The following is an 11,584-nucleotide window of genomic DNA, read 5'->3' on the forward strand; positions in this document are numbered from 1 at the left end:
AAATTTTCCCGTTTCGCGGAACCAAACCGGTTTGCGCGAGTTGTCGAGCATTGTGCAGTGAGTCAGGTTTCGATGCCCGCCGATCCAACCACAGTTCTGTTAGTCGAAGACGAGCCGCTCATCCGTCTCTTTCTTTCCGAGCTTCTGGAGGACGTCGGCTTCAGGGTCGTCGAGGCGGCCAATGGCATCGAGGCGCTCGTCCTCCTCGAGGCGGGGCTCTCCATCGATGTTCTTTTGACCGATGTGGATATGCCGGTGGGCTGCGACGGGTTCGAACTGGCGCGCCGGGTGCATCAATCGCGGCCGGAAACCGAGATCCTGATCATGTCGGGCCGGCAATGGCCCTCGCAGGGGGATCTGCCTCCAGGGGCGGCATTCCTGGCCAAGCCCTGCCCCAACGAGGCCATCGTGTCTCACGTCATTTCCGCGGCCGAGCGCACGAAGCTCTCCAGCCATGTTGCCAAAAGTCAACGGTCTTCCCTCGATGAAGCGGCAAAGATACTGCCATTTTCGAAAACAGCCTAAATTCCTGAACTCGACCTTGCTGCCGGCGGTGAGCGGACATAAGCTCTGCCGGAATTGATCTTCACCAATGGGCCGGGGGTGAGTGACTTCCCCCGGAAGGTCCGGCCGAAGATTGGTCAATCAGCTTTTCGGGCCTGGTTCAGGGCCGTCGATAGCTTTCCCACCCCATTCCCGGAGGAATACATGCCGACCAAGACCACAGACCCTAAAGCCAGTGCGAAGAAGGCTGCAGACAAGCCCGCCGCTAAGAAGGCTGCCGGTTCGAAGCCCAATGCCCTTCAACAGCCGTTGCAACCGTCCAAGGAACTGGCGGCGATTGTCGGTTCCAACCCGCTGCCCCGCGGTGAGGTGGTGAGCAAGATGTGGGACTACATCAAGAAGAACAACCTGCAGAACCCCGAGAACAAGCGCGAGATCATCGCCGACGACAAGCTGAAGCCGATCTTCGGCAAGCCGAAGGTGACGATGTTCGAGATGAACAAGCACCTCGCCCAGCACCTGAAGTAAGCCGCTTCACGAAAGCCTGGCGACGCTTCGCCCGCTCAGGAATCCTGCCGCCACCGATCGAGCGGCAGGATCTCCGGCCGTTGACCCGGCGCTTTCTTCCATGGGTCCACGGCCCATTCCGCGCCCGTCCGTTTCTCCGCGATGACCGCCGTGAAATGCGGATAGCGTCCGTCGAGGAAGAATCCGCGCGATTCCGGGTGCTCCACCACATGATGGGAAAGAAGACCCTGATCCTGGAGAACCAGAAGCAAGCTCGTCGTGTTCGCGGTTTCGTCCAGACAATCCATCTGCCCGTACACGCCCGACAACTGGGGCGGCGACCCCGGCACATCGGGCTTTCCACCCAAGGATGCCGCCAGATAGGCGGTATAGGACCGGATGACATCGGCCAGGGCCTGCCGCTCCGCATCCGGTGAGCCCTGGGCGGCCCTCAACGCTGCCCGCGCCCGGCTCAACCATGCACCCTCGACGGAAAGCTCGAGCCGACGCGCGCATCCATAACCGTGACAGGCGATGATGCGGTTGCCGGAGGGCCCGACATAGCCCCGCTCGCCGAACCAGTTCTGGGGGGCCTGAGGTCCGGCGAGGGCCGGGCTTTCCGGGAACCCTCCCATGAGCAGGCATGGCAGGGCTGTCAAAATGAGAAGTGGCGTCGATCTCATGATGGGGATACCTATCGCTCTCAAGGCTGCAGGTTCCCCGGGGCATATAGAACGGGCGATCTTTCTGCCCATGGGTTAAGCTTAGTTGAGTCGGGTTACGACCTTGGAGTTTTCATGTCCCGCATCGTCTTCCTGAATGGTTCCTTCCTGCCGATCGAAGAGGCCAAGGTGCCTTTCATGGATCGAGGCTTCATGTTCGGAGACGGAGTCTATGAAGGCATCGGGGTGCTCAATGGGCGCCTGATCGACAATGAGGCGCATCTCGAGCGTCTCGAACGTTCGCTTGCCGAAGTGCGCATCCCCAATCCCTATACGCGGGCCGAATGGACCTCCCTCGAGGAGGAGCTCGTGCGCCGCAATGGCATGGCCGAAGGCTTCGTCTATTTCCAGGTCACCCGTGGCGTGGCGGAGCGTGACTTCTTCTTCCCCGACAATGCCAAGCCGACGGTTGCGATGTTCACCCAGGCCAAGTCCATCGCCTCGGCCCCCGCCGCCGAGACGGGAATTGCCGTCGTCACGGTGCCGGACATGCGCTGGGAGCGGCGGGACATCAAGTCCATCAACCTGCTCGCCCAGGTGCTGGCCAAGCAGGCCGCCAAGGAGGCCGGCGCGCAGGAAGCCTGGATGGTGCAGGACGGCTATGTGACCGAGGGCGGCTCGTCGAGCGCCTTCATCGTAACGAAGAAGGGCAGCATCGTCGTGCGCCCGCTCTCAAACGCCATCCTGCCGGGCATCACGCGCAAGTCCCTCCTGCGGCTGTCGCAGGAGGCCGGGATCGCCCTCGAAGAGCGTCGGTTCACGGTGGAAGAGGCCTATGACGCCGCAGAGGCGTTCCTGACCAGCGCATCGAATTTCGTCCTGCCCGTGGTGTCCATCGACGGGCGTCCGGTCGGCGATGGAAAGCCGGGGCCCATCACCAAGCGGCTGCGCGAGCTTTATCTGGACATGGCCCGCTTGCCGGCCATCGCCGCCGAGTAGCCTTGCCGGAACCCGCTTCCGGGTCGCCCGTTGCCTTTCCAAAGGAGCGCGACCCATGAAGCGTGTGCTGGTCCTATCCATGGCGCTGGCGGGCGGCCTCTCCACGGCCGCCCTGGCGCAGGATCCGAAAGTTCTGCAGCAGCAGGCTCCGAACATGCCGCAGCCGCATCAGGTGCCGGCCGAGAAGGTGGCGCCCGACGGCGATCTCTCGGGAGCCAGGGATCCGTCCGAGACCGGCTCGACCAACACCCTGAGCGACAGGCTGGAGCGGTCGGACGGCGTGATCCGTCCGCCGGAGACGGCGACGCCCGACATCACCGTTCCGGCGCCAGTGCCGAATCCCGGTACGACTCCGGTCATTCCCCCACCGGGCAGCCCGGGCGGCAATCCGCAGCTCGATCCGAAATAGGCCGTGGCGGGAGGTTACTTCCCCGCCGAACGGCGGCGCTTGCCCTCGCGGGACTTCGCGCTCTCGCGGGGTTTGTCGCCGGCGGAGCGGCCCTCGCCGCTTTTCATGATCTGAGCGGCCACTTCGGAAATCTTCTGCCGCAGCTCCTCGTTGCGGCTGCCGGTGCCTTCCAGGGCTTCGAGCCTGCTCTGAATCTCGTCGCGCTCGGCCTGGGTCTCGCGGATGCGCTGTTCCAGGATGAGTCCACGCTCCTGCTCGGCGGCCAGGCTTTTCGCCAGTTCTGCCAGGCGCAGGCGCTCGTCGGAGAGTTCGCTCCGGTGCTCGCCCAGGGCCCGTTCGAAGTCGTTTCCGCGTGAAGTCTGGGTCATGAGCCGGGTTTCCAAGTCCGAGATCGTAATACGCTTGGTGTCGACCTCGCTCAAGGCCGCAGTCAGGCGGCGCTCGGCATCGGCCAGATCCGCCTCGAACCGCGAAAGCTTCTCCTCGGCGTGAACGAGTTCGGCTTTGGTCCTGGAGCGTTCCTGTTGCGCGAGTTCCAGCTCCATGCGGGTGTTGGACAGCTCGTCCAAGGTTGCCCGATGGGCGCTTTCGAGGGCGGTCAGGGTTTCGCGCGTGCTCGCAAGATAGGTTTTCGTTTCCGAAAGATCCTCTTCGGCCGCGGCCAGCCGGGTCTGCGTCGCCGCCAGGGACATCTCGAGTTCCGAGACGGTCCGGTCACGTTCGGCGAGGGTGCTCTCCAGGGCCTCGATGCGGATCGCCCGCCGCCCCAGCTCCTCCATGCTTTCCCGCTTCTGGTTCAGGGCCTCCTCGGCCTTGCGCTCGATCCGCCGCTGGAGAACCGCGAATTCCGCCCGCAGATGATCCTTTTCAGCCGTCAGCTCCGAGACCGACATGGGAAAGAGCGCCTCGGCCCTGCGGCGCGCCAGGCGCTCCGCGCGGGTATTGATGGCGGGAACGATGAGAAGCGCGATGAGGGATGCGGCGACGAATCCCAGCGCAAAGATCATGATGCTTTCGATCACGCGGACGCCAACTCCAGGATGCTTGACCGGTAACGCTCAAGCACCTTGCCTTGTGCCTGCGCAGCTTTCCAGAGCTTAGGCCCCGAAAGTGACGTCCACTTTCGGGGCCTAAGCTCTTTTTTCAAAGGTAGCGCATTCGGAGGCCGTTTCCATCGCGATGGGCGGCCCTTCGCATCGCGGTGGGGTGCTAGAAAGGATTCCAGGTCGGCTCGGGGGTGAATTTCAGGTAGCCGATATTGACCCCGAGGCGGGCTCCCACGCCGGCGCGGATCGGAACGACGATCATCTCGTCCGCCGCCACGGCCGTCACGCCGAAACCGCCGATGAAATAGGCCGAGCCGTCCACGCCCACGAAGCGCTTATAGAGCGCGTCCGTGAAGGGCATGTTGTAGACCAGCATCATGGTGCGGGCGCCGTCGCCGCCGACATCGAATCCGAGGGAGGGCCCCTGCCAGAAGACTCGGCGTTCCCCGGCGTTGCGGGTGAAGAGCTTGCCCTCGCCGTAGCGCAATCCGCCGAAGAACGCGCCGGAGGCTTCCTGGCCGAGAATGTAGCCGTTGGGTTCGCCCCAGCGCCGCACCGCCTCCTGGAGCGCGAGGGCGAGGCCGCGGGAGGCCGAGCCGAAGAACTGGTGGCCGGATTCGAGCAATTCATTGGAATTGAAGGAATTCGGATTGCCGGGATTGTTGGCGTAGGTGCGCTGGGCGGTTTGCGCGGAGGCCTGCGGAGCCAGGACGCCGATGAGGGCGGCCAGTGCTGCTGCCGCAAGACATGTGGACCGGGAGCGCATGGGCTATCTCCTCGCATGAGACAGGGGACAATCCAGCCCCTTGAAGGCCGGAAGGCTGCTATCGAGGGTCGAACCTTAAAGTCTTCAACCCTAACAATCTCTGTACGGATTGCCTTTTGGAGAGGCGGGCCGGCGGGCCGCACCTTTCGGATCGACGATCGAGGATGAAGGAGACGAAATTCAGGCTGTCGAGGCCGAGACGGGCAGATCGAGCCGAGATGCCAGGGCCACGTCGCCGATGGCGGCGAAGGGGCCGTTCCTGTAGCCCCGGTGCTCGTGCCCGTAGGTCAGGGGAGCTCCGCCCGGTCCCACCACGCTTCCGCCCGCGCGGGTCAGGATGTGATCACCGGCCGCCGTGTCCCATTCCATGGTCGGGCCGCAGCGCACATAGACATCGGCCTCGCCGGAGGCGATGAGGCAGAACTTCAGGGCCGAGGAGGTCATGCGCCTCGTGCCGATCGACAGGACCGAGAGGCAGGCTTCCGTTGCGATATCCCCATGGCGGCGACTGACCAGGGCGACGAGATCGTCCTCGGGGGCCGGGCGCACCCGCGCCGCGCGCCAGTCGAAATCTGTGCCGGCCTCCTGGGGGAGGGAACTCGTCCGGGCGGAGTCGCCGGCGATCCAGATCGCGCCGATAGCCGGAGCCGCCACGACGGCCGCGACGGGCCTGTCGCCCCGGATCAGGGCTATGTTGACGCTGTACTCTCCGGTCCCGTGAATGAAGTCGCCCGTGCCGTCGAGGGGATCGACCAGGAAGAAATATTCCTCCGTCCGGGCCGCGCTGGCGGTTTCCTCCGCGATGACGGGAACGCCGCTCCAGGCCTCGGCGAGGCGTCCGATGATCAGCTCCTCCGCAGCCAGATCGGCGGCCGTCGTGGGCGTTCCGTCGTCCTTGATGCGCTTGTCGATCAGCGCATTCTCCATGCCGCGCAGGAGCCGCCCCGCCTCCCAGGCGATGTGGGCGAGCTTCAGGGCGATCTCGTCGGGGGTTTGACCATCGAAGCGCATCATGGCTTTGTGCCCGTTCCCTCGAAAACTGTCGATTCCTTTTTGCCCGCTTTTCAAAGAACTCGCAGCCGGGTATCCGGGTTCACGTTCTCTTTCCTGTTTGGCTGTATTCATGCGGGTCGAAACCTCGATTCATGAAGAGGCAGCCGACGTTACGGTGTCTCCGGAGCCCCTATGGCCACGATCTCCCTCGATTCCCTCGACCTCGCCGCTCTTCTCTGCTCGCGCGTCTGCCACGACGTGATTTCGCCGGTGGGAGCCATCGTCAACGGGCTGGAGGTGCTCGAGGACGACAGCGATGCCTCCATGCGCGAATTCGCGCTCGACCTGATCCAGAAGAGCGCCAGACAGGCGTCGGCCCGCCTGCAATTCGCCCGCCTCGCCTTCGGGGCGGCGGGCTCTGCCGGCGCTTCCATCGATCTCGGCGATGCCGAGCAGGTGGCGCGGGGGCTCTTCCTCGACGACAAGATCACCTTCTCCTGGACATCGCCCCGTCTCCTGTTCCCCAAGAACCGGGTGAAGCTCCTGCTCAATCTCATCATGACCGCCACTGCCGCCATCCCGCGCGGCGGCTCGATTGCGGTGACGGTCACGGGCGATGCGGAGACGTGCGAGTTCATCATCAAGGCGAAGGGCCTGAACGCCCGCATTCCCGCGCATGCGGAGGCTCTTCTGGCCGGCAATTCCGAGACCGGCACGATCGATGCGCATGGCATCCAGACCTATTATGCCGGCATGGTCGCCCGCGCCTCGAACATGAGCATCGCCTTCAGCATCGAGGGTGATGAAGTGACGATCCGGGCCGCGACGGCCTGAAGGCTCCTGCCCGTCACGCCTTGTAGGCGACGAGAACCGCACCCGATGCGATCAGGGCGATGCCGATCCAGTTCGGCATCGTCAGCTTTTCTCCGAGAAATATGACTCCGAACACGGCGACGAGCACCACGCTCAGCTTGTCGATCGGTGCCACGCGCGCCGCGTCTCCGAGCTTCAGCGCCCGGAAGTAACAGAGCCACGATGCGCCCGTGGCGAGGCCCGAGAGAACCAGGAAGATGTAGGTTCGTCCGGAGACCGATGCGAGGGGCTGCCATTGCCGGGTAGCGACCAGGATCCCGCCGAGCACGAGCAGGATCACGACGGTTCGGAGAAAGGTCGCGAAATCCGCGTCGATCTGCTCGACGCCGACCTTTGCGAAGATCGCCGTCAGCGCCGCGAAGGCGGCCGAGAGAAGAGCCCAGAACGGCCATGACAGCAGAACGGATTTCATGAAAGCCTCCCTACCGCGATCAATAAAAAAGCCCGGCTGGAGGCCGGGCTCTTCAATCTATCCCTGTTCGCGTCAGACCGCGACACGCTCGTCCGCCTCGTTGGGCTCGCGCAACACATAGCCGCGGCCCCAGACGGTTTCGATGTAGTTCCGGCCCTGCGAGGCGTTGGCGAGCTTCTTGCGGAGCTTGCAGATGAAGACGTCGATGATCTTCAGCTCGGGCTCGTCCATGCCGCCGTAGAGGTGGTTGAGGAACATCTCCTTCGTCAGGGTCGTGCCCTTGCGAAGCGAGAGGAGTTCCAGCATCTGGTACTCCTTGCCCGTCAGGTGGACGCGGGCCCCGCCGACCTCGACCGTTTTGGTGTCGAGGTTCACGATCAGGTCGCCGGTGGTGATCACTGACTGGGCATGGCCCTTCGAGCGGCGGACGATCGCATGGATGCGGGCCACCATCTCGTCCTTGTGAAACGGCTTGGTCAGGTAATCGTCGGCGCCGAAGCCGAGGCCCTTCACCTTGTCCTCGATGCCGGCCATGCCGGAGAGGATCAGGATCGGCGTCTTCACCTTCGCGACGCGCAGGGTGCGCAGGACCTCGTAGCCCGACATATCGGGAAGGTTCAGGTCGAGAAGGATGATGTCGTAATCGTAGAGTTTGCCGAGGTCGATGCCCTCTTCTCCGAGATCCGTCGTATAGATATTGAAGTTCTCGAACTTCAGCATCAATTCGATGCTTTGCGCAGTCGCGCTGTCGTCTTCGATCAGAAGTACGCGCATGTTCAATCCCCAGCCCTTGCCCTTGAGCCCTTGAGCAGCGGAACGCTGCCCACCCGCCGCCGGGCCTGCGACGGATGCTCTTTTGAACTGATTCGAAACGCTAGTACGGAATGGTTAACAAACCCTGATTCTGGGAGGCAAGCGCTTAACGAACTTGACAGGCAGATCGTCTGCCAAAGGCAATTTTCCTGTGGATTCTGGGTAACCATAGGGAACCGCCTCACAACATCCCAAAAGCTTACGGTTCAAGCGTTTCGGCTTTGTCCGGGGCGCGGATCGGTCCGGCCACGCCCGTGACCGGACCAGTCTTAACGAAACCGGTAAACGAAAGGTTGACGAAGGGCCTGGCGCGGGGGGCGGGGACGGCGGCGCTCTCCAAAGCCCTGAGGCGCAGGGGAGTTTTTGTCGCAGACGGTAAGGAAAGGTCAACTTCCGTCGGCGAAAGTGTCCTCATGTCTGGCGGATAACTGAGCGATCCGTGAGACACGTGAAACAGCGACGTGTGGAGTTGAATCAAGATGAAGTCGCGGGATACGCTCATCCGCCTCAAGCGCTTTCAGGTCGACGAAAAGCGTCGCCGCGTGGCGCAAATCGAGATGATGATCGCCGAGTTCGACCGCATGGCGGCTGACCTGGACCGGGAGATCGCGGCGGAGGAGCAGAAGGCGGGCATCACCGACCCGAACCACTTTGCCTATCCAACCTATGCGCGCGCTGCGGCCCAGCGGCGGGACAATCTCCGCCTTTCGGCCCAGAACCTTCACATCCAGCTCGACGATGCGAAGGCCGAGCTTGGCGAAGCCTTCGAGGACCTGAAGAGAGCCGAAAGCCTGGAGGATCGCGAGCGTTCCCTGGATGCCGCCATCAGCCAGATCGGGACCGGCCGCGTCGTGCGCGCCGCAACCGCCTGATCCGATCCTAGAAAACGAAGATCCCGAAGGGCGCGCCGGACAGGTCGCGCCCTTTTTTAAGTCCCTTGCGTCTAACCGCGTTCGCTGCAACGCGGAGGGCGGTTTGATTCCGGTAAGGCCGTCTATGAAATGCCAGGAGGCCAGCCCACTGTGCCCTTTGGTTCTACCTTTGCCTCACTCGATCAGTCGGACCTCCCGCAAGGGACTTCCCCCGTCGATCAAGAGCCGTCCACCTGGGACCAGCGCAGCTCTGATGCGGGCACGAGCGCGGATCCCGGTCTGCGGATGGCGCCCGTCGAGAGCACCTACCCGCACGGCCAAGGCGAGGTCGAAGGGTGCCTCTCCGGGAGCAAGTTCGAAGTCTTCCACCGCAACCTGGCGGAAGCTCAATCGTCCGGACGCCACCTCATTGGCCGACGCAGCCTGCGCTTGTGCGATGGCCTTGGCAGACCGGTCGATCGCCAGGACGTACCCACCACCGATGCGCCGAGCGATCTCGCGCGCAGCCGCTCCCGGACCGCAGCCGATCTCCAGCACCCGTAAGCCGTCGCGAAGGGGAAGCGCGTTCACGATAGCAAGCAGGCGAGCCGATAGTTCATGGGCCATCGATGTTCCTTCGTTGCGCCGTGTAACGGCTAAGTGTCTTCCACGTGCGCGCGGAAGGCTATGCGTAATTTACGATCAGCGCGTTCATGGAACCGGATAGAGCGGAGGCATTTTCCTTCTGCTGTCAAATCTCGGCTGGGTGCTCGGTCCTGTCTCAACTCCGGAGAACTTGGTGATGAAACTTTATTACAAACAAGGGGCTGTTTCCCTAGCCTCTCACATTGCACTGGAGGAAGCCGAAGCCGTTTTTGAAACCGTGCCTATCAACTTCAAGGCCGGGGAGCAGCGGACGCCCGAGTACCTTGACCTAAATCCCCTTGGCCGCGTTCCCACGCTCATGACTGAACACGGTGTCCTCACCGAAACCCTGGCTATCCTTACCTATATCGCGCAAGCTCATCCAGCCGCCCAGCTTGCACCTGAAAGCCCTTGGGACTTTGCGCAGATGCTCTCCGTCATGAGCTTTCTCGCATCAACCGTCCACATTAGTACAGCGCACATGAACCGAGGATACCGCTGGGCGGATGATCCGAATGCAATTGCAGACATGCGCCGCAAGGCTCCCAGTGTTGTAGCCGCCGACCTAAAAATTCTGGAAGACAGGCTTGGCGCTGGTCCTTGGATCCTTGGTCCGCATTACAGTGTTGCCGATCCGCTTCTATTCGTCATGACGTGGTGGGCCGAGCCTGACGGGGTGCCCCTCGCACCTTTTCCCAACCTAAGGGCACATCTCACGCGTATGCAGGACAGGGAGGCCGTTCAGAATGTTTTGACACGGGAGAGGCTTTTGCCGCGATAAACGACAGCTACACCGGCGAGGGCTGCCAGTGCTGAGGACCAGCCGCGCAGGCATCTCGGTTGGGGCCATGTTCGTGCTGGGAGGTCTTAGTTGGATTGCCATCGCATGGATTTTGGCGACGATTATCGGACATTTTGAGACTGCGTAATTCGTAGAACGGGCCTTATGGAACGCAACGGCCCTTAAAGCTTTAGCCAGCGGTAGCGCAGCGGAGATGAAACCCCTTTCTCTTAGATCCTCTGAAGTAAGAGTCAGCTGCTCTGCCCCAGATTTCCAGAGCCAACGGATTAATAGTTTGCTGTATTGCGCTTGAGAAGCGGTCCCGACGCTGGGTCCTTTTGCACGATGCATTGAGAGCCTCTAATGGAACCGTTGGAGGCACTTTCCCTCCCCCTTGTAGGGAGGAAAGTCTGCGCTGCATAAGACAAATCTTGGATAAGCCCGAGTCTCATGGGGGAGGAGGGCCAGTGCCGCGCCTGTGTTTCCGAGTTGCGCAAAGAGGCGAGGAATTTCGTGAGGTATTCTAAGCAGACGTTCCGTTCGGCGACAGCACGGGCATCTGAGGAGCCGCCTCGCGGGGAAGAAGCCCGAGGAGCCGGGGATCGTCCGCCACCTCGATCGCCCGACGGTAGGGCGTGAATCCAGACCGGATATAGAAGGGGAGAGCACCAGGGGCATCGAGCGTGCAGGTATGGACGAAGAAGCGCTGGATCGGCTTAGTGAAGGCACGGCGGATCCCTTCGCTCATCAGGAAGCGCCCCGCCCCCTGGCCGATGAAACCGGGAACGAGCCCGAGAAAGGCCAGTTCGACCTCTTGGTCCGGACGAAAATCCAGCTCGAGGAGGCCCACATCGGCGGTTCCGTCATGGAGGGCATAGGCCTCGACCTTCGGATCGCCGATGATCGCCTTCAGTTCCTCGTCGGGCATCACGGCCCGGCTGAACCAGAGCCAGGGCTCTCCGATCGTGCGGAACAGGGTCCGGTAGCGCTGGAGGTCGCGGTCGATGCGCTGGAGAGACCAGCCTTCCGGCGCCTGGGCGACGGGAAGGGATGGAGGTTCGCGCATTTCGAGATACGTGACGACCATTGCGATCTTGTCCGGCGGCAGGTCCGTGTAGCCGTTGAGGTTGAGGGACACTGCCGTTTCCGCGGTCATGATGCGATGCCTTCTGTGGGCTGCCGGAGAGAGAATCTCCGTTGCTTAAGAGGATTGCCGCCCGCCGTCACCCTCCGTTTGGATCGCCCGTGCCGGCCGGACGTTATCTCCTGTCTTTCGGTCAGCATAATTCCCTTGCGGACCAAGGGGATTATGGGCACAGAGGA

General features: G+C 62.6%; 15 protein-coding genes. 7 read left to right on the forward strand and 8 right to left on the reverse strand.

The genetic code is table 11. The features are described from left to right. Nucleotides 1-72 precede the first annotated feature (72 nt). Together L879_RS20225 and L879_RS0103115 are read left to right on the forward strand one after the other, a co-directional pair. Nucleotides 73-525, forward strand: a complete 453-nt coding sequence (locus L879_RS20225; RefSeq protein WP_051435003.1) for a response regulator — start codon at nucleotides 73-75, stop codon at nucleotides 523-525. Between the two features lie 183 nt (nucleotides 526-708). Continuing rightward, nucleotides 709-1,032: an SWIB/MDM2 domain-containing protein gene (locus L879_RS0103115; protein ID WP_027314833.1), complete on the forward strand. Its 324-nt coding sequence runs from the start codon at nucleotides 709-711 to the stop codon at nucleotides 1,030-1,032. Nucleotides 1,033-1,067: 35 nt separating this feature from the next. On the opposite strand, the gene L879_RS20230 is transcribed toward L879_RS0103115, so the two are convergent. Then, nucleotides 1,068-1,694 carry a hypothetical protein gene (locus L879_RS20230; protein ID WP_154664062.1) on the reverse strand — a complete coding sequence of 209 codons (627 nt, stop codon included), beginning with the start codon at nucleotides 1,692-1,694 and terminating at the stop codon, nucleotides 1,068-1,070. A 114-nt stretch (nucleotides 1,695-1,808) separates the two neighbouring features. Between L879_RS20230 and L879_RS0103125 the strand changes: the two genes are divergently transcribed. Together L879_RS0103125 and L879_RS0103130 are read left to right on the forward strand one after the other, a co-directional pair. Continuing rightward, nucleotides 1,809-2,672: a D-amino-acid transaminase gene (locus L879_RS0103125; protein ID WP_027314834.1), complete on the forward strand. Its 864-nt coding sequence runs from the start codon at nucleotides 1,809-1,811 to the stop codon at nucleotides 2,670-2,672. 55 nt (nucleotides 2,673-2,727) lie between these two features. Then, nucleotides 2,728-3,081, forward strand: coding sequence for a hypothetical protein (locus tag L879_RS0103130; RefSeq protein ID WP_035458581.1), 354 nt, complete (start codon nucleotides 2,728-2,730; stop codon nucleotides 3,079-3,081). 14 nt (nucleotides 3,082-3,095) lie between these two features. On the opposite strand, the gene L879_RS22535 is transcribed toward L879_RS0103130, so the two are convergent. The 3 genes from L879_RS22535 to L879_RS0103145 form a co-directional block, all read right to left on the reverse strand. Next, on the reverse strand, nucleotides 3,096-4,103 hold the full coding sequence (locus L879_RS22535) for a coiled-coil domain-containing protein (protein ID WP_051435005.1): 1,008 nt from the start codon (nucleotides 4,101-4,103) through the stop codon (nucleotides 3,096-3,098). Between the two features lie 187 nt (nucleotides 4,104-4,290). Then, on the reverse strand, nucleotides 4,291-4,893 hold the full coding sequence (locus L879_RS0103140; protein WP_027314836.1) for a DUF1134 domain-containing protein: 603 nt from the start codon (nucleotides 4,891-4,893) through the stop codon (nucleotides 4,291-4,293). A 180-nt stretch (nucleotides 4,894-5,073) separates the two neighbouring features. Next, nucleotides 5,074-5,907, reverse strand: coding sequence for a 3'(2'),5'-bisphosphate nucleotidase CysQ family protein (locus L879_RS0103145; RefSeq protein ID WP_027314837.1), 834 nt, complete (start codon nucleotides 5,905-5,907; stop codon nucleotides 5,074-5,076). Nucleotides 5,908-6,078: 171 nt separating this feature from the next. On the opposite strand from L879_RS0103145, the gene chpT reads away from it, so the two are divergent. Beyond that, nucleotides 6,079-6,720: a histidine phosphotransferase ChpT gene (gene chpT / locus L879_RS0103150; protein ID WP_027314838.1), complete on the forward strand. Its 642-nt coding sequence runs from the start codon at nucleotides 6,079-6,081 to the stop codon at nucleotides 6,718-6,720. 13 nt (nucleotides 6,721-6,733) lie between these two features. Here chpT and L879_RS0103155 read toward each other — a convergent pair whose 3' ends face one another. Further along, nucleotides 6,734-7,171, reverse strand: coding sequence for an EamA family transporter (locus L879_RS0103155; protein ID WP_027314839.1), 438 nt, complete (start codon nucleotides 7,169-7,171; stop codon nucleotides 6,734-6,736). A 72-nt stretch (nucleotides 7,172-7,243) separates the two neighbouring features. Continuing rightward, nucleotides 7,244-7,945 carry a response regulator transcription factor CtrA gene (gene ctrA / locus L879_RS0103160; RefSeq protein ID WP_027314840.1) on the reverse strand — a complete coding sequence of 234 codons (702 nt, stop codon included), beginning with the start codon at nucleotides 7,943-7,945 and terminating at the stop codon, nucleotides 7,244-7,246. A 518-nt stretch (nucleotides 7,946-8,463) separates the two neighbouring features. Between ctrA and L879_RS20240 the strand changes: the two genes are divergently transcribed. Beyond that, complete coding sequence (locus tag L879_RS20240; protein WP_035458584.1) at nucleotides 8,464-8,856, forward strand: flagellar export protein FliJ; 393 nt, start codon at nucleotides 8,464-8,466, stop codon at nucleotides 8,854-8,856. A gap of 174 nt (nucleotides 8,857-9,030) precedes the next feature. On the opposite strand, the gene L879_RS0103170 is transcribed toward L879_RS20240, so the two are convergent. After that, a complete protein-coding gene (locus L879_RS0103170; RefSeq protein WP_027314841.1) occupies nucleotides 9,031-9,462 on the reverse strand; it encodes an SAM-dependent methyltransferase in 432 nt (143 codons plus the stop codon). A gap of 175 nt (nucleotides 9,463-9,637) precedes the next feature. On the opposite strand from L879_RS0103170, the gene L879_RS0103175 reads away from it, so the two are divergent. Continuing rightward, complete coding sequence (locus L879_RS0103175; RefSeq protein ID WP_154664063.1) at nucleotides 9,638-10,261, forward strand: glutathione S-transferase family protein; 624 nt, start codon at nucleotides 9,638-9,640, stop codon at nucleotides 10,259-10,261. A 523-nt stretch (nucleotides 10,262-10,784) separates the two neighbouring features. On the opposite strand, the gene L879_RS0103180 is transcribed toward L879_RS0103175, so the two are convergent. Beyond that, complete coding sequence (locus L879_RS0103180; RefSeq protein ID WP_027314843.1) at nucleotides 10,785-11,417, reverse strand: GNAT family N-acetyltransferase; 633 nt, start codon at nucleotides 11,415-11,417, stop codon at nucleotides 10,785-10,787. Between the last annotated feature and the right edge of the window lie 167 nt (nucleotides 11,418-11,584).

Source organism: Microvirga flocculans ATCC BAA-817 (assembly GCF_000518665.1).
In the GTDB taxonomy this organism is placed as follows: domain Bacteria; phylum Pseudomonadota; class Alphaproteobacteria; order Rhizobiales; family Beijerinckiaceae; genus Microvirga; species Microvirga flocculans.

What these genes read in the sequence shown, in the direction of transcription:
- L879_RS20240 (WP_035458584.1), top strand. Translation starts at nt 8,464, where the DNA reads ATGAAGTCGCGGGATACGCTCATCCGCCTCAAGCGCTTTCAGGTCGAC.
- L879_RS20225 (WP_051435003.1), top strand. Translation starts at nt 73, where the DNA reads ATGCCCGCCGATCCAACCACAGTTCTGTTAGTCGAAGACGAGCCGCTC.
- L879_RS0103155 (WP_027314839.1), bottom strand. Translation starts at nt 7,171, where the DNA reads ATGAAATCCGTTCTGCTGTCATGGCCGTTCTGGGCTCTTCTCTCGGCC.
- L879_RS0103115 (WP_027314833.1), top strand. Translation starts at nt 709, where the DNA reads ATGCCGACCAAGACCACAGACCCTAAAGCCAGTGCGAAGAAGGCTGCA.
- L879_RS0103130 (WP_035458581.1), top strand. Translation starts at nt 2,728, where the DNA reads ATGAAGCGTGTGCTGGTCCTATCCATGGCGCTGGCGGGCGGCCTCTCC.
- ctrA (WP_027314840.1), bottom strand. Translation starts at nt 7,945, where the DNA reads ATGCGCGTACTTCTGATCGAAGACGACAGCGCGACTGCGCAAAGCATC.
- chpT (WP_027314838.1), top strand. Translation starts at nt 6,079, where the DNA reads ATGGCCACGATCTCCCTCGATTCCCTCGACCTCGCCGCTCTTCTCTGC.
- L879_RS20230 (WP_154664062.1), bottom strand. Translation starts at nt 1,694, where the DNA reads ATGAGATCGACGCCACTTCTCATTTTGACAGCCCTGCCATGCCTGCTC.
- L879_RS0103175 (WP_154664063.1), top strand. Translation starts at nt 9,638, where the DNA reads ATGAAACTTTATTACAAACAAGGGGCTGTTTCCCTAGCCTCTCACATT.
- L879_RS0103140 (WP_027314836.1), bottom strand. Translation starts at nt 4,893, where the DNA reads ATGCGCTCCCGGTCCACATGTCTTGCGGCAGCAGCACTGGCCGCCCTC.
- L879_RS0103170 (WP_027314841.1), bottom strand. Translation starts at nt 9,462, where the DNA reads ATGGCCCATGAACTATCGGCTCGCCTGCTTGCTATCGTGAACGCGCTT.
- L879_RS0103125 (WP_027314834.1), top strand. Translation starts at nt 1,809, where the DNA reads ATGTCCCGCATCGTCTTCCTGAATGGTTCCTTCCTGCCGATCGAAGAG.
- L879_RS0103180 (WP_027314843.1), bottom strand. Translation starts at nt 11,417, where the DNA reads ATGACCGCGGAAACGGCAGTGTCCCTCAACCTCAACGGCTACACGGAC.
- L879_RS0103145 (WP_027314837.1), bottom strand. Translation starts at nt 5,907, where the DNA reads ATGATGCGCTTCGATGGTCAAACCCCCGACGAGATCGCCCTGAAGCTC.